This is a genomic window from Geothrix oryzae, assembly GCF_030295385.1.
Classification (GTDB): Bacteria; Acidobacteriota; Holophagae; order Holophagales; family Holophagaceae; genus Geothrix; species Geothrix oryzae.
Map to the genome: position 1 here is coordinate 1,609,566 of NZ_AP027079.1, position 18,132 is coordinate 1,627,697.

Below are 18,132 nucleotides of genomic sequence, written 5' to 3' on the forward strand. Positions count from 1 at the left end.
GCGGGAGATCCGGAGGCTAGCGGTGGCCCTGCTGATGGACATCGCGCACGGCCCGCCCGGAGGGGTCGGCCATGGACGCGAAGGCCGCATCCCAAGCCAGGGCGATGGGCGTGCTGCAGGCCACGCTGCGCTCGTGGGGGACGCACTCGACGGCGGCGGCGGAAGGGAAGTGGTGCTCGAAGAGCTGGCGGTAGAAGTAGGCTTCCTTGGTTTCGGGCGTCTTCACGGGGAAGCGGGCCGTTGCGGCCTGCATCATGGCGTCGCTGATCTCGCGCTCGGCGGTGGCCTTGAGGGCATCGATCCAGGCATAGCCGACCCCATCCGAGAACTGCTCCTTCTGACGCCAGAGCACCTCGTCCGGGATGAGTCCCTCGAAAGCCTTCCGCAGGGGGAATTTCTCGATGGGGCGGGGCCAGGCGGCGTTGCGGGGCAATTTCACCGAGGGGTCCAGGCGCATGGCCACATCGAGGAACTCGCGGTCGAGGAAGGGGACCCGGGCCTCCACGCCCCAGGCGGCGCTGGACTTGTTGGCCCGGGCGCAGTCGTAGAGGTGCAGTTTCTGGAGCTTCCGCACGGTTTCCGCGTGCAGATCGGCCCCGTCCGGCGCCTTGTGGAAGTAGAGGTAGCCGCCGAAGATCTCGTCGGCCCCTTCGCCCGACAGCACCATCTTGATGCCCATGGCCCGGATCTTCCGCATCATGAGGTACATGGGCGTGGAGGCCCGGATCGTCGTGATGTCGAAGGTCTCCAGGTGGTAGATCACATCCGAGAGGGCGTCCAGGCCCTCCTGCACCGTGAAGTGGACCTCGTGGTGGATGGCGCCGATGTGGTCGGCCACCAGCCGAGCTGGGCCAAGGTCCGGCGCGCCCTTCAGGCCCACGGCGAAGCTGTGGATCCGGGGCCACCAGGCCGGGGTGCTGCCGCCCGCCTCCACCCGGCCCTCCCGGTACTGGGCGGCGATGGCGGCGATCAGCGAGGAGTCCACGCCGCCCGAGATCAGGACGCCATAGGGCACATCGCACATGAGCTGGCGGCGCACGGCGGCCTCCAGGGCCTTCCGGAGGGCCACGGGGTCATAGGGTTCCTGCGGCACCCGGCCGGGATCGGCCCAATCCGGTTCGTAGTAGCGCTGGAACCCCCTGTCCGCCTGGTGCCCCAGGAAGAAGTGCCCCGGCGGGAACTCGCGGATCCGTTCGCAGTGGCCCACCAGGGCCTTCATCTCCGAGGCGGCGTACAGGTTGCCGGCCTCGTCCCAGCCCACATAGAGCGGCACCACACCGATGGGATCCCGGGCGATGAGGAAGGTCTCCCGCTTGGGATCGTAGAGGACGAACGCGAAGATGCCGTTCATGCGGTTGAGGAACTCCTTGGGGGACTGTTCATCGTAGAGGTAGAGGATCACCTCGCAGTCCGACAGGGTCTGGAAGTCGTGGGGCTCCTGCAGCTCCTCCTGGAGGTCCCGGTGGTTGTAGATTTCCCCGTTGACCGCCAGCACGGTGCCCTGGAGGGTGTCGATCAGGGGCTGGGCGCCATGCTCCACATCCACGATGGACAGCCGCTCGTGGACGAGGATCGCCCGGTCATCGGCGAAGATGCCGCTCCAGTCGGGGCCCCGATGGCGGATCTTCCGCGCCATGGCCAGAGCCTGGCGCCGGAGCTCGGCGGGATTGGACCGGGTTGGATCGATGCCGAGGATGGTGAGAATGCCGCACATGGAGGCTCCAAAAGAAAAACCCCCGATCCGCTGTCGCGAATCGGGGGTGGTCCGGGAAACCAGGGATCTAGGAGACGCCCTCACCGGCCCACGCGCGATCCGCGCGAGGGAACCGATTGGAATGGCGGTTGGGCCGCAGGGGGGTGGAAGTCATGGAAAGCCTGGAAGCACCTTATCGGCCGGTTTCTCGAATCGTCAAGTCGGGAAGGCCGAAGTTGGCCGGCCTTGCCCTTGATGATGAAATGGTGCGGTTGGAGGCACGCATGAAAGTCCTGTTGAAGTCCAAGCGCGAGGAAGGCATCTGGATGGGTGAGGCGCCCATGCCCCAGGTGGGGCCGAACGATGTGCTGATCCGCGTCCACAAGAGCGCGATCTGCGGCACCGATGTGCACATCTACAACTGGGACGACTGGGCCCAGAAGACCATCCCGGTGCCCATGGTGGTGGGACACGAGTACTTCGGCGTCATCGAGCAGGTGGGTGCCGAGGTGGAGGGCTACCAGCCCGGGGATCGAGTCAGCGGCGAGGGCCACATCACCTGCGGCCACTGCCGGAACTGCCGCGCGGGTAAGCGCCATCTCTGCCGCAACACCGTGGGCGTGGGGGTGAACCGCACGGGCTCCTTCGCCGAGTACCTGTCCATCCCGGCCTTCAATGTCTTCAAGGTCCCGGACAATGTGCCCGACGAGGTGGCCTCCATCTTCGATCCCTACGGCAATGCGGCCCACACGGCCCTGAGCTTCGACATGGTGGGCGAGGATGTGCTGATCACGGGCGCAGGCCCCATCGGCATCATGGCGGTGGCCATCGCCAAGCATGTGGGTGCCCGTCATGTGGTGATCACGGATGTGAATGAATACCGGCTCGACCTGGCCCGCAAGATGGGTGCCACAGTCGCCGTGAATCCCATGAAGAAGGGCCTCCCCGAGGTCATGAAGGACCTGGGCATGACCGAGGGCTTCGATGTGGGCCTGGAGATGAGCGGCAACCGCAACGCCTTCGAATCCATGCTGGAGGCCATGCACCATGGCGGCCGTGTGGCGCTGCTGGGCATCCTGCCGGGCGACTGCGCCATCGACTGGAGCCAGGTGATCTTCAAGGGCCTCATCCTGAAGGGCATCTACGGCCGCGAGATGTTCGAGACCTGGTACAAGATGACCGCCATGATCCAGAGCGGCCTGGACATCACGCCCGTGATCACGCATCGCTTTGGCATCGACGATTTCCAGAAGGGATTCGACGCCATGCGGAGTGGGCAGAGCGGGAAGGTGATCCTGGATTGGGGCGTGAAGTAGTGCCTTCCGGGCGGACCTGACGGCGAACTGCGGCCCGGTGGCCGCAGTTCGCCTAATGACGGAAGGGCCTCAGCGCACCGGCTGGGGCTGGGGGATGGGCGGGAGGCCCGCTTCGCTCCAGGGGGCGCCATCCTTGATGAGGAGGTCGCTGGCCAGGCCTTCGCCGCCGGGCAGGAGGTCGGTTCCGAGGCAGGCGAGGTAGTAGCCGTCGAACTTGGTGTTGAATTTCTGCCGCACGGGGCCCCGCTTGACCTGGATCTCCTCCACGGGGCGGGTGACATAGGGCCGGTAGAGGAAGGGGTGCCCCCAGGGCGCTTCGGGTACCTGGTCGAGATACTCGGGCACCAGCTCCTGCAAGGTCACGGGATATTCTCCCTTCTTCGTCCTGAACCGGATGAGGGCGTCGGTGACGCGCTTCATGGCCCCTCGGACCTGCCGCTGGCGGTCGGCCATGTCGCGGCTCACGAAAGCCTCGATGAGGTAGAGGTCCCGCTTGGCCTGGTGCGCGGCCTCGGAATCCGGGTAGCGCTCCGCCAGCTGCTTCATCATGGCCCTGGCTTCGAGGCTCCGGCCCTCCAGATTCAGCTTCCGGGCCTCCTCGTAGAGGTTGCCGGGGAGCCGGGGATCTTCCGAACTGCAGCCGGCCAGCAGTGCCAGAAGGGCCAGGGCGGGAGTGATGCGCGTGCGCTTCATGGCATGAACCTTAGCAGAGGCGTGTGAAGTAGGATGGAAGAAAGGGGGCGTCATGATCGACAGACCGATGCTGGTGGGCATCGTGGGGGGCTCCGGGAGCGGGAAGACCTCCGTGGCCGCCGAGCTGGTGAAGCGGCTCAAGAAGAAGGCCGTGGCCGCCCTCCTGCTGGACATGGATGCCTACTACGCCCCTCTCGAGGTCGTGAAGGGGCGTTTCGGGGACAGGCCCGTCAACTGGGACCACCCCCACGCCTTCGATCTGGAACTGATGGCCTCCCACCTGTCGGCGATGCATCGCGGCGAGAGCATCCGGAAGCCGACCTATGATTTCACCCTTTCGGACCGCACCGGCTGGGAGGACCCCCTGCCACCGGGCCAGGTGGTGATCCTGGAGGGGCTGCTGCTCTTCGCCTTGCCGGAGTTGCGCGATCAGCTGGACATGAAGGTCTTCGTGGATACGGACGCGGACATCCGCATCCTGCGCCGCATCCGCCGGGACACCCGGGAGCGGGGCCGCAGCCTGGAAAGCGTCATGGACCAGTACGAACGGAGCGTGAGGCCCATGCACCTGGAGTTCGTGGAACCCAGCAAGCGCTGGGCCGACCTGATCGTGCCCACGGGCGTGGAGAACCGCACGGCCCTGGATGTCATCACCCACCACATCTGCAGCCGGGTGCTCGGCTCCGGAGGGCCGCCGCATGTTTGAGCAGGGCATCCACCTCTCCCCGGAGACCTACCGGGATCTCGACGGGACCGTGCAGCGGCTCGATGTCCGGGAACCATGGGAGTACGATCTCGCCCGGATTCCCGGAGCCGTCCTGATCCCTCTGGGCGAATTGGCGGACCGCGTGGGCGAGCTGGACCCCTCCCGACCCGTGGCGGCCTACTGCCACCATGGCACCCGCAGCCTCTACGCCCTGCGTTTCCTCCAGGGCGCGGGGTTCAAGGATCTGGCCCATCTCGCCGGCGGCATCGATGCCTACAGCCGCATGGATCCCACGGTGCCCCGCTACTGATGCGTCTCCTCCACCGCCACCCCGAGGGCTTTGATCCCGCCGCCGCCTGGATCCAGGAGTCCGAGAGCGTGCGCCAGGATTCGCGCCTCTTCCGCCAGATCGTCGCCCAGCGCCGGAGCCCCCACACGGGGCGCCAGCACGCCTTCTACCGCCTCCAGGGCCCCGATTGGGTGAATGTGGTCGCCTTCACGCGCGGGGGCGACCTCTTGGTGGTGGAGCAGTTCCGTCACGGCATCGACGCCCCGACGCTGGAGATCCCCGGAGGGGGTTGCGATGCGGGGGAGGCTCCGGCCGAGGCTGCCCGCCGCGAACTGCGCGAGGAGACGGGCTTCGTATCGGATCGGTGGGTGGCCCTGGGCAGCTGCACCCCGAACCCCGCCACCCAGAACAACCGCTGCCACACCTTTCTGGCCCTGGATTGTGAGGCCGATGGGGCCTTGGCCCTGGATCCGGCCGAAGAGCTCCAGGTCTGGGCCTGCTCCTGGCCCGAATGGGAGGCCCGCATGCGCCGGGGGGAGATCCACCACGCCCTGGTTCTGGCGGCCTTCCAGTTCCTGGGCTTGTGGGAGGGCTGGCCCGCCCTCCGGCAGCGATTGGAACTCTGAACCGGCTTGTCGCCTTTTCCCGAAGCCGCGCGAGGCGCTAGTCTGGAGGCTGGACCCGGATGAGGAGTGCCCATGGCCAGCGAATGTTCGTTTGATGTCGTCTGCAAGGTGGACCTGGACGAGGTGAAGAACGCCGTCTCCCAGGCCATGAAGGAGATCGGCCAGCGTTACGACTTCAAGGGATCGGTCTCCAAGATCGAGCTCAAGGACGACAAGATCCTCGTGCTCACCAGCGATGACGAGGTGAAGCTGAAGGCCGTCATCGATGTGCTCCAGACCAAGCTGCACAAGCGCGGCGTGAGCATCCGCAGCATGGAATACGGCAAGATCGAGCCCGCCGCCAAGGGCACGGTCCGCCAGGAGGTCACCATCCACCAGGGCATCCCGGTGGAGAAGGCCAAGGGGCTCATCAAGGCCGTGAAGGACGCGAAGATCAAGGTCCAGGCCAGCATCCAGGGCGACCAGCTCCGCGTGAGCGGCAAGAGCCGGGACGACCTGCAGGAAGTCATCGCCCTCTTCAAGAAGGACGATCAGGGATTGGACCTCCAGTTCACGAACTACCGGGGCTGACCTTGAGCCGACTCGACCTCTCCCGCTACTTCCTCCCCATCGCCCCGAAGCTGGCGGGCGTGGAGGCGGAGCTGCAGCGCATCCTCCAGAGCGATGTGGAGGTGGTCCAGAAGCTGGCGGACCATGTGCGCGGCGGACAAGGCAAGCGGCTGAGGCCGGCCCTGGTGATGCTGTCGTCCCGGTTCTGCGGCGTTCCCAACGATGAGGATGTGCGCTTCGGCGCGGTCTTCGAGCTGATCCACACGGCCACCCTGGTGCACGACGATGTCATCGACCATGCCCAGCTCCGGCGCGGCATGCCCACCCTGAACCGTCTGTGGGGCAACACCCTGACGGTGCTCTTCGGGGACCTGCTCTACCTGGTGGCCATGAACGAGGCCATCGCCGGGCGCAGCTGGCGGATGATGGAGATCTTCGCTGAGGTCACCACCCGCATGATCGAGGGTGAGCTGATCCAGAACGATGTGCTCTTCAAGCTGGACACCAGCCGGAAGGACTACTTCGACATCCAGGAGCGGAAGACGGCCCTGCTGTTCAGCGGCTGCACGGAGACCGGCGCCGTCCTCACGGGCCGGAACCCGGAGGAATGCATCGCCATGCGCCAGTACGGCCTGGAAGTGGGCCGGGCCTTCCAGCTGGTGGACGACCTCCTGGACTACACCGCCACCAGCGAGCAGCTGGGCAAGCCGGCCTTCAGCGACCTGCGTGAGGGCAAGCTCACGCTGCCCATGCTCACCCTGCTGGAGAAGGCCCCGGACGAAGCACGGTCCCTGGTCCGGACCATCTGGGACCGGGGCGAGGAAGTGCCCATTCCCGAGGATGAGGAAGCCCACCTCCGTGCCCTCATCGTCCAGCACGACGCCTTGGCCGAGACCCGGGAGCTCGCGGTGAAGGCCTCGAGGAATGCCGTGGCCCACCTGGCCCTGGTGCAGGGCGAGGCCGCCACCGGCGAGCTGCTGCGCGAGATCCCCGAAGCCCTGTTGTCGCGGAGCATGTGACGCGGGCTCCTCAGGTCAGCTCCCCAGCCGCGCCATCAGGGCCTGGAAGCGGGGATGGGACCGGATGGCATCCAGATCCCCGTCGTGGATGAACCAGTCCTTCTGGGAGAGTCCTCCGGCGGCCGCCCGTTCCAGGCAGTCCAGGCTCTCCTCGGGATCGCCAGCGAGGGCATGGATGCAGCCCAGGTTGTAGAGCAGCATCGGATCGTCCGGATCCATGCTCCGGGCCTTGCGGGCCCAGTCCAGGCCCTTCTCCCGCTCTCCCAGGGCCACGAGGGCATTGGCCCCCAGGTAGCGGGCGCGCACATCCTCGGGGACCCGCTCCAGCCGTTCCTCCACCAGGGCGAGCCCGGTCCTCCGGGCGCGCTCGGCCTCATCTTCCAGGCCCAGGCTGTGGTAGACCTGCGCCACGAGCAGGATGGCCTGGAAGTCTTCTGGACGGAGGGCGGCGGCCCATTCAAAGTACTCGATGGCCCGTTCCAGCTTGCCGTTGGCGAAGCAATGGCGCGCGTAGAAGTAGGCCGCCGCGAAGAGATTGGGGTCCAGGCGGAGGGCGGTCTCGAAGGCCGCCTCCGCCTCATCGACCAGGCCGGCGGCCGAGAGCGCCACGCCCCGGGAGGCGTGCGCCTCGGCCAGGTCGGGGTCGAGTTCCAGGGCCTTGCGGCTGCAGGACTCCGCCAGCTCGCGCTGAGGTTCGGTGCGGTCGATGTAGATGTAGGTGAAGGCCGCGCAGTTGGCCAGACCTGCCCAAGCCGAGGGGAAATCCGGATCCAGGTCCAGGGCGCGTCGATACATCTCGGCCGCGGACCGCATGCCTTGGCGGTTGAATCGGAAGTAGGCCTGCCGTCCCCGCAGGTAGGACTCGTAGGCTTCGAGATCCACTGCGTAGCGGGGCCGGATGAAGGTTGGTACATGCAGGGCCGAAGCCACGCAGGCAATGAGGTCGTCCAGCGTCTTGAAGAGATCCTGCCGGTCGAAGGCGTAGGCCTTGGACCAGGTGACCCGGCCCGATTTCACCTCCACCAGTTCCGCCTTCAGGGTCAGAAGGGAGGCTTCCTTCCGGAGCGTACCCGCCAGGATCGCGGTCGCATGCAGGCGGCGGCCCACCGCCAGCGGAGAGAGGGCTGATCCTCCGTAGCGGAAGGAGGTGGTCCTGGAGACCACCTGGAGGTCCTCCAGGTGGTTGAGGGCCTGCAGAACCTCCTCGGCGATGCCTTCGCTGAGGTGGGAATCGGCGCCCCCCGGGCGCTGGTCCAGGAAGGGGAGGACGGCCACCACGGCCTGCGCTTTGCGGGCCTTGGGATGGACCGGTCCCCTTTTCGCGGGGGCCGCTTTGGACGATCGAGGGGACTTCCCCAGTTGCAGGGCCATGCTCCACCTCCAGGACAGATCTCAAAATGGACTCTGATCGGGGCGGGCTTGGATGCATCTCCCTGAAAGAAGGCAGTCATGGCAACCTTCACCGGAGTTCCAAAAGGGGACCCCCGGGTGGGTGGACGCACGGAACCTGGCCCGCAGGCGCTATCCAGGATGGGATGGCCGGGCCTCCGCGCAAGGTCTGCCGGTGCTCTAAGCTTCGACTTCCCCCAGCCTCAGGTCGAAGGGGATCCCCGCCCGTTTGCAGGCGGCGATGAAGCTCTCCTTGTCGGGGCACTTGAGGTAGGCCTCCATGGGCTCGACCTTCTTGTCCTTGATGAGCTCGACCAGGGAGTCGTTCATGAGCTTCTGGCCGTAGCTGCGGCCCGTCTGCATGGCACTGGGAATCTGGAAGTTCTTGCCTTCGCGGATGAGGTTGGCGATGGCGGGGCTGATGAAGAGGGTCTCCAGTGCCGCGACGCGGCCCCCGCCAATCTTCTTGAGCAGCGTCTGGCTGACCACGCACTTCAGGGCATCCGCCAGCATCACGCGGATCTGCTGCTGCCGATCCGCGGGAAACTGGTCCACGATGCGGTCGATGGTGCCGATGGCGCTGCTGGTGTGCAGGGTCCCGAAGACCAGGTGGCCGGTGACGGCGGTCTCCAGGGCGATGGCGATGGTTTCCAGGTCGCGCATCTCGCCCACCATCACGATGTCGGGATCCTCGCGGAGTGCGGCGCGCAGGCCGCTCTTGAAGCTGTCGGTGTGAGTGCCCACTTCGCGCTGGTTCACCAGGCAGCCCTTGCGGGGATGCACGAACTCGATGGGATCCTCGATGGTGAGGATGTGGTCCCTCCGCTTCTGGTTGGCCAGGTCGAGGATGGCCGCCAGGGTTGTGGATTTGCCGCTGCCCGTGGGGCCCGTCACCAGCACCAGTCCCTTGGCCAGGTTGCAGAGGCGCCGGACGGGATCGGGCAGGCCCAGCTTGTCGGGGTCGGGAATCTGGTTGGGGATGACGCGGCAGACGAAGCCCGGCCCAACCCGGTCATGGAAGTAGTTCACGCGCAGACGGCACCCGCCCGCATCGTAGGCGTGGGCGAAGTCCGCATCGCGATGGCTCTGGAACCGGGCCCAGGCGTCCGGCGTGGCCAGGGCCTCCATCAGCTCGAGCAGGGCCTCCGGTTCCAGGGGCTGGAAGCCGGGCAGTTCCTGCATGTCGCCGTGCACCCGGACCAGGGGGGCCTCGCGGCTGGTGCAGTGCAGGTCGGAGCCCTGGCATTCCAGCAGCGCGGCGAACAGCCGTTCGGCCAGGGCGTGCCGGGGCGCGTCGCCGGTTCCGCCGGGCGTCGACATGGGTTTTGATGCGGATTTCGGGGCCGGTTTCGGAGTGCTGGGTTGAGCCGTCGTGGCCACTGGCGTGGCAGCCGCCGCAGCCGGGGCGGCCGCAGGGAGGTCTGCCTTGACGGTGGGGGCGGGTGCCGCCGGTCCGAGGTGCTCGGCCGTGATCTGGGCGACCTCCTGGTAGCGGGTCAGGCGGATGAGGAAAGCCTGGCCGGAGAGGTTGTACTCGAATTCCGCGCGGCCCTCGGTGGCCCAGGCGTTCTTGAACTCCGGAGGCACCACATCTCCGGCCAGCACATCCACCATCACGGCGGGCAGGGGGTTCGGCAGGAGGTCCACGCTCCCGCCGCGCCTCAGGTCGAGGGAGGGCCGCTTGTCCGCCTCGAGGCGCAGCTTTGAGCCGCCCTTGGCGATGACATGGGAAAGCAGCCGGTCCAGTTGGGCCATGGGGAAACTCCTCCCTGGAGATTCAAAGGATGCCACGGGTCACAGCCTTCGGGGTTCGGGCTTTGGCCTCCGGTCGCTAGACTGGAAGGTGACCCTTTCGGGAGTGACCATGAATATTCACGAATACCAGGCCAAGGAACTGCTGCGGCAGTACAAGGTAGCCACCCCGGATGGGAAGGTGGCCCACGATGCGGAAGAGGCCCGCATGATCACCAAGGAGTTCGGTGGGGCCAGCGTGGTCAAGGCGCAGATCCATGCCGGCGGTCGCGGCAAGGGCGGCGGCGTGAAGTTCGCCACGGATCCCGACAAGGCCGCCGAGCTGTTCAAGGCCATGATCGGCATGCAGCTGGTCACCAAGCAGACCGGCGCCGAGGGGCGCAAGGTCCGCACGGTCTTCCTTTCCAAGCCCGTGGACATCGAGCGGGAACTCTACCTGAGCTTCCTGGTGGATCGCGTCACCAGCCGGATCACCATCCTGGCCTCCACGGAAGGCGGCGTGGAGATCGAGGAAGTGGCCGAGAAGACCCCCGAGAAGATCGTCAAGGTGGCCGTGGATCCGGCCCTGGGCCTCAATGGCTTCCAGGCCCGCCAGGTGGCCTTCGCCCTGGGGCTCGAAGGCAACTCCTTCAAGCAGGGCGTGGTCTTCCTGCAGAACCTGTACAAGCTCTTCGTGGAGAAGGACTGCTCCATGGTGGAGATCAACCCGCTGGTGATCACCAAGCAGGGGGATGTCACCGCCCTGGACGCCAAGATCGGTTTCGACGACAACGGCCTGGTCCGCCACCCGGATGTGCTGGCCTACCGCGACCTCAACGAGGAAGCGGAAGAGGAAGTGGAAGCCAGCAAGTACAACCTCAACTTCATCAAGCTGGACGGCAGCATCGGCTGCATGGTGAACGGCGCCGGTCTTGCCATGGCCACCATGGACATCATCAAGTACTGCGGCAGCTCCCCGGCCAACTTCCTGGATGTGGGCGGCAGCGCCACCGAGGACGCGGTGAAGAACGCCTTCCGCATCATCCTGCAGGACAAGGCGGTGAAGGCCGTGCTGGTGAACATCTTCGGCGGCATCATGCGCTGCGACATCGTGGCTTCCGGCATCGTGAACGCGGCCAAGGAAATCGGCATCAAGGTGCCGGTGGTGGTGCGCCTCGAAGGCACCAATGTCGAGGAAGGTAAGAAGATCCTTGCCGACAGTGGCCTGAACCTCATCGTCGCCGCCGACCTGAAGGATGCCGCCGAGAAGGTGGTCGCTTCGGTTAAGTAGTTCATCCACGGAACCCTGAATCGCATTTTCGAGAGGTATGACATGGCCGTTCTCGTGGGCAACCACACCAAACTCATCGTCCAGGGCATCACGGGCCGCGAAGGTCTCTTCCACGCCAAGGGCTGCCGGGACTACGGCACCAAGGTCGTGGGCGGCGTGACCCCCGGCAAAGGCGGTACCGAGATCGAAGGCTTCCCCGTCTTCAACACCGTCCAGGAAGCTGTGGCCAAGACCGGTGCCAACGCCACCATGATCTTCGTGCCCCCCGTGGCCGCCGCGGATGCCATTCTCGAGGCGCTGGACGCGGGCATCGAGCTGATCGTCTGCATCACCGAAGGCATTCCCGTCCTGGACATGGTCAAGGTCAAGCGGGTGCTGCCCAACTACCCCAAGAGCCGCCTCATCGGCCCCAACTGCCCGGGCATCATCAGCCCCGGCATGGCCAAGATCGGCATCATGCCCGGCCGCATCCACAAGCAGGGGAATGTGGGCGTGGTCAGCCGCTCCGGCACCCTCACCTATGAGGCCGTGGGCCAGCTCACGGCGCTCGGCATCGGCCAGAGCACCTGCATCGGCATCGGCGGCGACCCCGTGAGCGGCACCAGCCACATCGACGCGCTGGAGCTGTTCAACAACGACCCCGACACCCACGCCGTCATCATGATCGGCGAGATCGGCGGCAGCGCCGAGGAAGATGCCGCCGCCTGGGTGAAGGCCAACATGAAGAAGCCCGTGGTGGCCTTCATCGCCGGCCAGACGGCCCCTCCGGGCCGCCGCATGGGCCACGCCGGCGCCATCATCTCCGGGGGCAAGGGTACCGCCGCCGAGAAGATGAAGGCCCTTACCGCCGCGGGCATCACCGTGGTGCAGAGCCCGGCCGACATGGGCCGCGCCCTGGCTGAGCGCCTGAAGTAGCCCGTCCATTCCAGACCAAAGGGCACCGGCCTCGTTCCGGTGCCCTTTTTGCTGTCACGGTTCCGGACCCGTGCTGTACTGAGGCATGCTCATCTCCCGCGAAATGGTCCTGGATCAGGACATCGGACTCAACGCCACCCTCTTCGGCGGCGACATGATGTCCCGCATGGACAAGGTGGCCGGGATCACGGCCTCGCTCATGTCCCGGAACCGTCGGTTCCTCACGGTCAAGGTCTCGGAACTGGTCTTCCACAGCCCGGTGCGGGCCGGGGAGATCATCGAGTTCTACATCGGGATCACCCGGCAGGGGCGCACGAGCCTCACCCTCCAGCTTGAAGTCCAGGTCTATGAGCCGGTCTCGGATCAGCGCCGGGATGTCACCAGCGGCGAATTCGTGATGGTGGCCGTGGACGAGGCGCTGCAGCCGGAGCCGATCCTCTGGAAACCGGAGATGGTCCAGGTGGCGGAAGCGGCCCACCGGGCCCGGGAGGGCCGGGCAAAGCGCGCCTGACTCGCGTATTCTGGTGCCATGTCAGAGCTCATCAAGGCCCACCTGGATCACCGCCGCGTCTGGCGGGATTTTGACTACTGCTATCCCGTGATCTCGCGGCGCAGCCGGGGCGTGAGCCTGGGTGTGAACCTCAACCCCGACAAGATCTGCAACTTCGATTGCGTCTACTGCGAGGTGGACCGCCTCACCCCGCCCAAGCGCCGCGACCTGGACCTGGATCTGCTCCGGCAGGAGCTCGGCCTGCTGCTGGACTTGGCCACCAGCGGCGAGATCTACGACATCCCCCCCTTCGATTCCGCGCGGCCGGAGCAGCGGCGCCTCAATGACATCGCGTTCAGCGGCGATGGGGAGCCCACCACGGCTCCAGCCTTCGCCGAGGCTGTGACCTGCGTGGCCGATCTGAAGCGGGCCCGGGGGCTGGACCTGGTGAAGCTCATCCTCATCACGGATTCCAGCCGCCTCCAGGCCCCGGATGTGGTGCGCGGCCTGGAAGTGCTGATGGCGAACCACGGGGAGGTCTGGGCCAAGCTTGACGCGGGCACCGAGGCCTACTACCGGGAGATCTGCCGCAGCCAGGTGCCCTTCGCGCGCATCCTCGACAACCTGCTGGCCACGGCCCGCCGCTGGCCCATCCTCATCCAGACGCTCTTCCTGAGCTGGAAGGGGCAGGGGCCTTCCGCCGACGAGGTGGAGGCCTACTGCGGGCGCCTGGAGACGATCCTCGCGCAGGGGGGAAAGCTCCAGGCCATCCAGCTCTACACCGTGGCCCGACCCACGCCTGAACCTGAGGCCCGGCCATTGCCGCGGCTCGAAATGGACGCCCTGGCCGCCAGCCTGCGGTCCCGGCTGCCGGGCCTCCCGGTGGAGGTCTACTACGGGCCGGAGGAATGGGCCTGATGTCCAGCCCGCGCCGGGCCGGAGCCGCCCTGGCGGCGGCTGGACTGGTGCTCCTGGCCTCGGCCTGCCGATCCCGGGAGAAGGTCGGGCCATCCCTCCCACCGCCCCCGCGGATCCGTCTCGTGGCGGTGGGGGACATCCTCATGCACCAGGATGTGAAGGCCGCGGCCGAAGCCCACCCGCAGGGGTACCCGGCCCTGTGGGAGGATCTGCTGCCGCTGTTCCAGGGGGCCGATGTCGCCTTCGGCAACCTGGAGACGCCCATCGCGCCCAGCACGGGCCGGCCCGGCGTGCCGTTCCAGTTCAACGCCCCCGCCACCCTCCCGGCGGCCCTGCGGGCGAGCGGGTTCACCGTCCTGTCCACGGCCAACAACCATGCCTTCGACCAGGGGCCGAGGGGCGTGCGGGAAACGCTGGAGCGCCTGCGGGCGGAGGCGCTCGTGGCCGTGGGAAGCGGCGAGGACCGGCCCCGGGCCGAGGCGCTGCATGTGATCGAGCGGCAGGGGCTGAAGGTGGCCTTCCTGGGCTTCACGGATCTCTTCAATGTGGACCTGAACCGCCGGGCTACGGAGCCCTGGGTGCGCCCGCTGGATCTGGAGCCGGCCCTGGCGGCCGTGCGCGCGGCCCGGGAAAGGGCCGACCTGGTGGTAGTGAGCGTCCACTGGGGGAACGAGTACCAGCGGCAGCCCACGAAGCGGCAGCGGGAGCTCGCCCGGAAGCTGGTGGAGGCGGGCTGCGATCTCCTGCTGGGCCACCATCCCCATGTGCTGCAGCCCGCGGAGCTGCTGGAAGTGGATGGACGGAAGGCCCTGGTGGTCTACTCCCTGGGCAACTTCATCAGCAACCAGGACCGCATGTACCGGGCGGACCTGTTTCCGGTGGCGGGGGGTGACAGCCGGGACGGGGCGGCCCTGCAGGCCGTCTTCGAGCGCCGGCGCCAGACCGACGGCCGGGAGCGGGTGGTGCTGGCGGAAGCGGCCTTCGAGCCCCTGTGGACCGAGAACAACTGGGGGACACCCGCCACGAAACGCGCGATCCGCGTCATCCGCGTCGCCGCCGCCGAAGCCCGGGCCCGGGCTGAGGTGGACCGGCTCTCCGACCCCCAGGAAGGGCCCAGGGCCTTGCCCGATGAACCCCTGCGCCGGAAGACCCTGCTCGAAAAGCAGGAGTACCTGCGGACGCTCATCCTTCGCCGGCAGCGCATCGCCGAGACGCTGGGCGAGGCCTTCGTGGTTCGTTAGGGTCTGTTTTCAAATTCCACGGCACCGCGACGAAGGCCATCCGGGATGCACCGCAAGGAAGGGCCCGCAGGGCGATGGGGTTCATCGTTCAAGGGCCCTGACGCCGCGAGGCGCCCGGATGGCCTCGTCCCGAAGGGCTGGGTGGGCAGCTGTCGCGATGCTGCGTCAGGCTCCTCGACCTTGGAACCACCAAGGCCTTCGTCGCCTTCCTTGCCTCGCTCGGCTGCCCGCCCAGCGCGGCGTCGCGGAATTTGAAAACAGACCCTAGCTGAGCCCAAGTTCTTCGCGGTGCTCGTGCAGCACGGCGATGATGCGGGCCAGGTGCTCTTCCTCGGTCCCGCCTCTGGCCTCGATGAGCATGCGGAGGCCCTCGGCCACCTCGAAGCGATCGACCCCCGCCGCGAAGGCCTTGTCCTTCAGCTTCTTCTTCACGCTCTTCGGCTCCAGGCCCTCGGTGCGCGTGGGACGGACGAGCGCGCAGGCCATGACGAAGCCCGTGATCTCATCGGAGGCCAGCAGGGCTTTGTCCAGCAGATGGTCGTAAGGCACGCCCCAGCGGGTGTAGTGGGCGCTGACAGCATGGGCCAGATCCGTCTCGCCGCGCTCCCGCAACCAGGCCACGATGCGCGTCGGGTGCTCTTCGGGCCAGGTGTCGTAGTCCGCATCGTGCAGCAGGCCCGCGAGGCCGAAGCGCTCCACATTTTCGCCCAGCCGGCCTGCGAGGTCGCGCATGACCAGCTCCACGGCCCTGGCGTGGATGCGCAGCTTGGCGGAGGGCGTCCATTCGCAGAGCAGCTGCCAGCCTTCGTCGCGGGTGAGCATCAGGGCATCCTCAGGGAATGGAGAGGGTGGGCTTCGGCGGTCCGGGTTCGGGATCTCCGGGGTAGCGCACGGCCTCCAGGAACAGGCCCGAGGCGGGGGCGGCCTTGGCGCCCCAGTAGAGGTTGGCGGCTTCCGTGGGGTTGCGGAGGTCCTCCAGCACGCGGCGGGGTTCTTCCTCGCCCAGGGCGCAGGCCACGGAGGCGCCCACCATGCGGCGCACCTGGCGGCGGAAGAAATGGGTGGCCCGCACCCGCAGCAGGGTGAGGGAGCCGCTATCGACGACCTCGCAGCGGATGATCCGGCTGCGGCCGTCCTCCTCGGGATCCAGATCCGCGAAGGCGCTCACATCCAGGTCGCCCTGAAAGGCGCTCCAGGCCTGACTCAATTTCTGGGGATCCAGGCTGCGCTTCACCCACCAGATCCACGGCTTGCCGAAGGCGCTGCGGCGGTGGCTGATCTGGTACAGGTAGCTGCGGTCCACGGCGTCGTGCCGCGCGTGGAAGCGCGGAGGACAGGACCGCACATCCCGCACGGCGACATCCTGGGGCAGGGCCGCATCCAGGAGGCGCCGCAACTCGCCGGGGCGCGGGGCGCCCTTGGCTTCCAGGTGGAGGTGGGCGACCTGGCCCAAGGCATGAACGCCCGCATCCGTCCGTCCCGCGCCGCCCAAGTAGAGGAGCCGCAGGCCGGCTTCGTGGATGGCGTGCTCCAGGCTCCCGGCCACGGTGCGCACGCCCTCGCGGGACTGCTTCGGTCCCTGTTTCTGCCAGCCCTGGAAGCGGCTGCCGTCGTACTCCAGCAGGAGCCGGAAAGCGGCGAGGGGAGCGGGTTTCACGGCCATGGTCAGTGTCCGATGACGGCCTTCACCGCCTCGATGAGTGATGCGGGATCATGGATCGGCTTGGCGATGTAGCCTTCCGCGCCGGTCAGTTCCAGGTATTTCTCCCGGTCCCCGAACATGGCGTGGGCCGTGGCGAGCAGGACGGGAATGTGGCGCGTGGCCGCATCCTGCTTGAGGAGCTGTGTGATGAAGATGCCATCCACCTTGCGGCCCTCGTAGCTCGAACGGGACAGGCTCACATCCATGATGACCGCCTTCAAATCCGTCTCGCGGGCCAGGCGCAGGATCTCATCCACTTCTTCCGAGACGACGACCTCGTAGCCACCCTTTTTTACAAGGACGGTCGAGATGAACTTGATGTTGATGGGGTCGTCCTCAACGAGGAGGATGCGCTCGGACATGTCGGCCTCGGTGCTTTCAGCCTATCGGCCTTCAGCGATAAGTGCCATTTCTTTGCTGGGTTTCCAGGCGCTCCAGCAGGTCGTCGGGCACCTTGAGGCCGCCGCGCCCACTGCCGAGCCGGAGGCCCGGCTTGTTCCCCCCGTGGTAGTCGCTGCCGCCGGTGACGACCATGCCGAGGCGCGCGGCCAGCGCCACGAAGTATTTCTGTTCGGCGGCCCGGTACTCGCCGTAATAGCCCTCCAGTCCTTCCAGGCCTTCACGCTGGAGATCCTGCATGGCCTCGTCCCAGCGGAAGCCCCCGTTGGCGAAGCGGCCGGGATGGGCCACCACGGGCACGCCCCCGGCCTCGCGGATCCAGCGGGCGGCCTCGGCCGGGCTCAGTTCCTCCCGCGGAACGAAGCCGGGGCATTCATCGCCGATGAGCCGCTCGAAGGCCTCCGGCGCCCGGCGCACGAAGCCCCGCGCGGCGAGGGCCTTGGCGAAATGGACGCGGGAGAGCAGGGGGGTGTCGGCCTGGGCCTGGATGTCCTCGTAGGTGATGGGGCAGCCCAGCTCCGCCAGGCGCGCGATCATGCGGCGGTTCCGGTCGTCCCGGCGTCCGCGCAGGTCCTCGAGGCGGGCCTGGAAGCGGGCATCGGCGGGATCCACGAGCAGACCCAGCACATGGAGGGAGCGGCCCAGGAAGTGGCAGCTCAACTCCGTGCCGACCAGCAGGCGGACCTTCACCTGGGGCTGCATGGCGAGGAGGGCCGGGATGCCGCCCAGGGTGTCGTGATCTGTCAGGCACAGGGCCGTCAGCCTGGCCTCGTCCGCGAGCAGGGCCAGCCGTTCGGGCGTGTCCGTGCCGTCGGAGTGGAGGGTGTGGCAGTGCAGGTCGATCATCGTCTCGGATCAGGAAGGGGGCGGCGCCAGGCTCTTGTTGGCCCGGTAAAGGGCGGCCAGCAGCACAGCGACGGCCTGGAAAAGCTCGGGGGGGATGAGGCGGTCCAGGTCCAACGGTTCGAGGGCGGCCAGCAGGTCGGGATCTTTGGAGACCATGACGCCGTGCTGCTTCGCCAGCTCCAGGATGCGTTCCGCCAGGAGCCCCTGGCCTTTGGCCACCAGACGGGGCGCCGCGTCCTGGAAGGGCGCCTCCGGCCGGTACCGCAAGGCGGCGGCGCGAGGGCGGGAGGATCCGGGACGGGCGGCTGGGCGAGCCATG

Annotated in this window: 20 protein-coding genes; 11 read left to right on the plus strand and 9 right to left on the minus strand. The window is 67.3% G+C overall.

Annotated features, from left to right (window positions below; all coding sequences use genetic code 11):
- Positions 1-16: 16 nt before the first annotated feature.
- Positions 17-1,714 (minus strand): asparagine synthase B, encoded by a 1,698-nt coding sequence (gene asnB, locus QUD34_RS07370; protein ID WP_286355958.1) that lies wholly within the window; start codon positions 1,712-1,714, stop codon positions 17-19.
- A 263-nt stretch (positions 1,715-1,977) separates the two neighbouring features.
- Between asnB and tdh the strand changes: the two genes are divergently transcribed.
- Positions 1,978-3,009 (plus strand): L-threonine 3-dehydrogenase, encoded by a 1,032-nt coding sequence (tdh, locus tag QUD34_RS07375; RefSeq protein ID WP_286355959.1) that lies wholly within the window; start codon positions 1,978-1,980, stop codon positions 3,007-3,009.
- A 69-nt stretch (positions 3,010-3,078) separates the two neighbouring features.
- Here tdh and QUD34_RS07380 read toward each other — a convergent pair whose 3' ends face one another.
- Positions 3,079-3,702, minus strand: coding sequence for a hypothetical protein (locus tag QUD34_RS07380; protein ID WP_286355960.1), 624 nt, complete (start codon positions 3,700-3,702; stop codon positions 3,079-3,081).
- 52 nt (positions 3,703-3,754) lie between these two features.
- Between QUD34_RS07380 and udk the strand changes: the two genes are divergently transcribed.
- The 5 genes from udk to QUD34_RS07405 all read left to right on the plus strand — a co-directional run bounded on the left by udk (position 3,755) and on the right by QUD34_RS07405 (position 6,891).
- Positions 3,755-4,408: a uridine kinase gene (gene udk, locus QUD34_RS07385; protein WP_286355961.1), complete on the plus strand. Its 654-nt coding sequence runs from the start codon at positions 3,755-3,757 to the stop codon at positions 4,406-4,408.
- Positions 4,401-4,718 carry a rhodanese-like domain-containing protein gene (locus QUD34_RS07390; protein WP_286355962.1) on the plus strand — a complete coding sequence of 106 codons (318 nt, stop codon included), beginning with the start codon at positions 4,401-4,403 and terminating at the stop codon, positions 4,716-4,718. The genes udk and QUD34_RS07390 overlap by 8 nt, the downstream gene beginning before the upstream one ends.
- On the plus strand, positions 4,718-5,323 hold the full coding sequence (locus QUD34_RS07395; protein ID WP_286355963.1) for an NUDIX hydrolase: 606 nt from the start codon (positions 4,718-4,720) through the stop codon (positions 5,321-5,323). The genes QUD34_RS07390 and QUD34_RS07395 overlap by 1 nt, the downstream gene beginning before the upstream one ends.
- A gap of 72 nt (positions 5,324-5,395) precedes the next feature.
- Positions 5,396-5,893 (plus strand): YajQ family cyclic di-GMP-binding protein, encoded by a 498-nt coding sequence (locus QUD34_RS07400; RefSeq protein ID WP_286355964.1) that lies wholly within the window; start codon positions 5,396-5,398, stop codon positions 5,891-5,893.
- 2 nt (positions 5,894-5,895) lie between these two features.
- Positions 5,896-6,891, plus strand: a complete 996-nt coding sequence (locus QUD34_RS07405; RefSeq protein ID WP_286355965.1) for a polyprenyl synthetase family protein — start codon at positions 5,896-5,898, stop codon at positions 6,889-6,891.
- Between the two features lie 15 nt (positions 6,892-6,906).
- Here the strand turns inward: QUD34_RS07405 and QUD34_RS07410 are convergent, their stop codons facing one another.
- Both QUD34_RS07410 and QUD34_RS07415 read right to left on the minus strand, forming a co-directional pair.
- A complete protein-coding gene (locus QUD34_RS07410; protein ID WP_286355966.1) occupies positions 6,907-8,262 on the minus strand; it encodes a TPR end-of-group domain-containing protein in 1,356 nt (451 codons plus the stop codon).
- Between the two features lie 198 nt (positions 8,263-8,460).
- A complete protein-coding gene (locus QUD34_RS07415; RefSeq protein WP_286355967.1) occupies positions 8,461-10,035 on the minus strand; it encodes a type IV pilus twitching motility protein PilT in 1,575 nt (524 codons plus the stop codon).
- A gap of 109 nt (positions 10,036-10,144) precedes the next feature.
- Here QUD34_RS07415 and sucC point away from each other — a divergent pair, with 109 nt between their 5' ends.
- The 5 genes from sucC to QUD34_RS07440 all read left to right on the plus strand — a co-directional run bounded on the left by sucC (position 10,145) and on the right by QUD34_RS07440 (position 14,866).
- Positions 10,145-11,302: an ADP-forming succinate--CoA ligase subunit beta gene (gene sucC, locus QUD34_RS07420; protein ID WP_286355968.1), complete on the plus strand. Its 1,158-nt coding sequence runs from the start codon at positions 10,145-10,147 to the stop codon at positions 11,300-11,302.
- A 42-nt stretch (positions 11,303-11,344) separates the two neighbouring features.
- Entirely contained in the window at positions 11,345-12,217 is an 873-nt protein-coding gene (gene sucD, locus QUD34_RS07425) for a succinate--CoA ligase subunit alpha (protein WP_286355969.1), read from the plus strand.
- 85 nt (positions 12,218-12,302) lie between these two features.
- On the plus strand, positions 12,303-12,728 hold the full coding sequence (locus QUD34_RS07430; RefSeq protein ID WP_286355970.1) for an acyl-CoA thioesterase: 426 nt from the start codon (positions 12,303-12,305) through the stop codon (positions 12,726-12,728).
- An 18-nt stretch (positions 12,729-12,746) separates the two neighbouring features.
- The gene (locus tag QUD34_RS07435; protein ID WP_286355971.1) at positions 12,747-13,625 is read left to right on the plus strand and encodes a radical SAM protein; all 879 of its coding nucleotides are present in this window, start codon (positions 12,747-12,749) and stop codon (positions 13,623-13,625) included.
- Positions 13,625-14,866: a CapA family protein gene (locus tag QUD34_RS07440; RefSeq protein ID WP_286355972.1), complete on the plus strand. Its 1,242-nt coding sequence runs from the start codon at positions 13,625-13,627 to the stop codon at positions 14,864-14,866. Before QUD34_RS07435 ends, QUD34_RS07440 begins: the two co-directional genes overlap by 1 nt.
- Positions 14,867-15,130: 264 nt before the next feature.
- Here QUD34_RS07440 and QUD34_RS07445 read toward each other — a convergent pair whose 3' ends face one another.
- The 5 genes from QUD34_RS07445 to QUD34_RS07465 are packed head-to-tail and all read right to left on the minus strand — an operon-like array spanning position 15,131 to position 18,131.
- Complete coding sequence (locus QUD34_RS07445) at positions 15,131-15,688, minus strand: HD domain-containing protein (protein ID WP_286355973.1); 558 nt, start codon at positions 15,686-15,688, stop codon at positions 15,131-15,133.
- A gap of 10 nt (positions 15,689-15,698) precedes the next feature.
- Positions 15,699-16,529, minus strand: coding sequence for a tRNA pseudouridine synthase A (locus tag QUD34_RS07450; RefSeq protein WP_286355974.1), 831 nt, complete (start codon positions 16,527-16,529; stop codon positions 15,699-15,701).
- A gap of 2 nt (positions 16,530-16,531) precedes the next feature.
- Entirely contained in the window at positions 16,532-16,930 is a 399-nt protein-coding gene (locus QUD34_RS07455) for a response regulator (RefSeq protein ID WP_286355975.1), read from the minus strand.
- A 31-nt stretch (positions 16,931-16,961) separates the two neighbouring features.
- Complete coding sequence (locus QUD34_RS07460) at positions 16,962-17,813, minus strand: PHP domain-containing protein (protein WP_286355976.1); 852 nt, start codon at positions 17,811-17,813, stop codon at positions 16,962-16,964.
- Positions 17,814-17,822: 9 nt separating this feature from the next.
- The gene (locus tag QUD34_RS07465) at positions 17,823-18,131 is read right to left on the minus strand and encodes an EscU/YscU/HrcU family type III secretion system export apparatus switch protein (protein ID WP_286355977.1); all 309 of its coding nucleotides are present in this window, start codon (positions 18,129-18,131) and stop codon (positions 17,823-17,825) included.
- Between the last annotated feature and the right edge of the window lies 1 nt (position 18,132).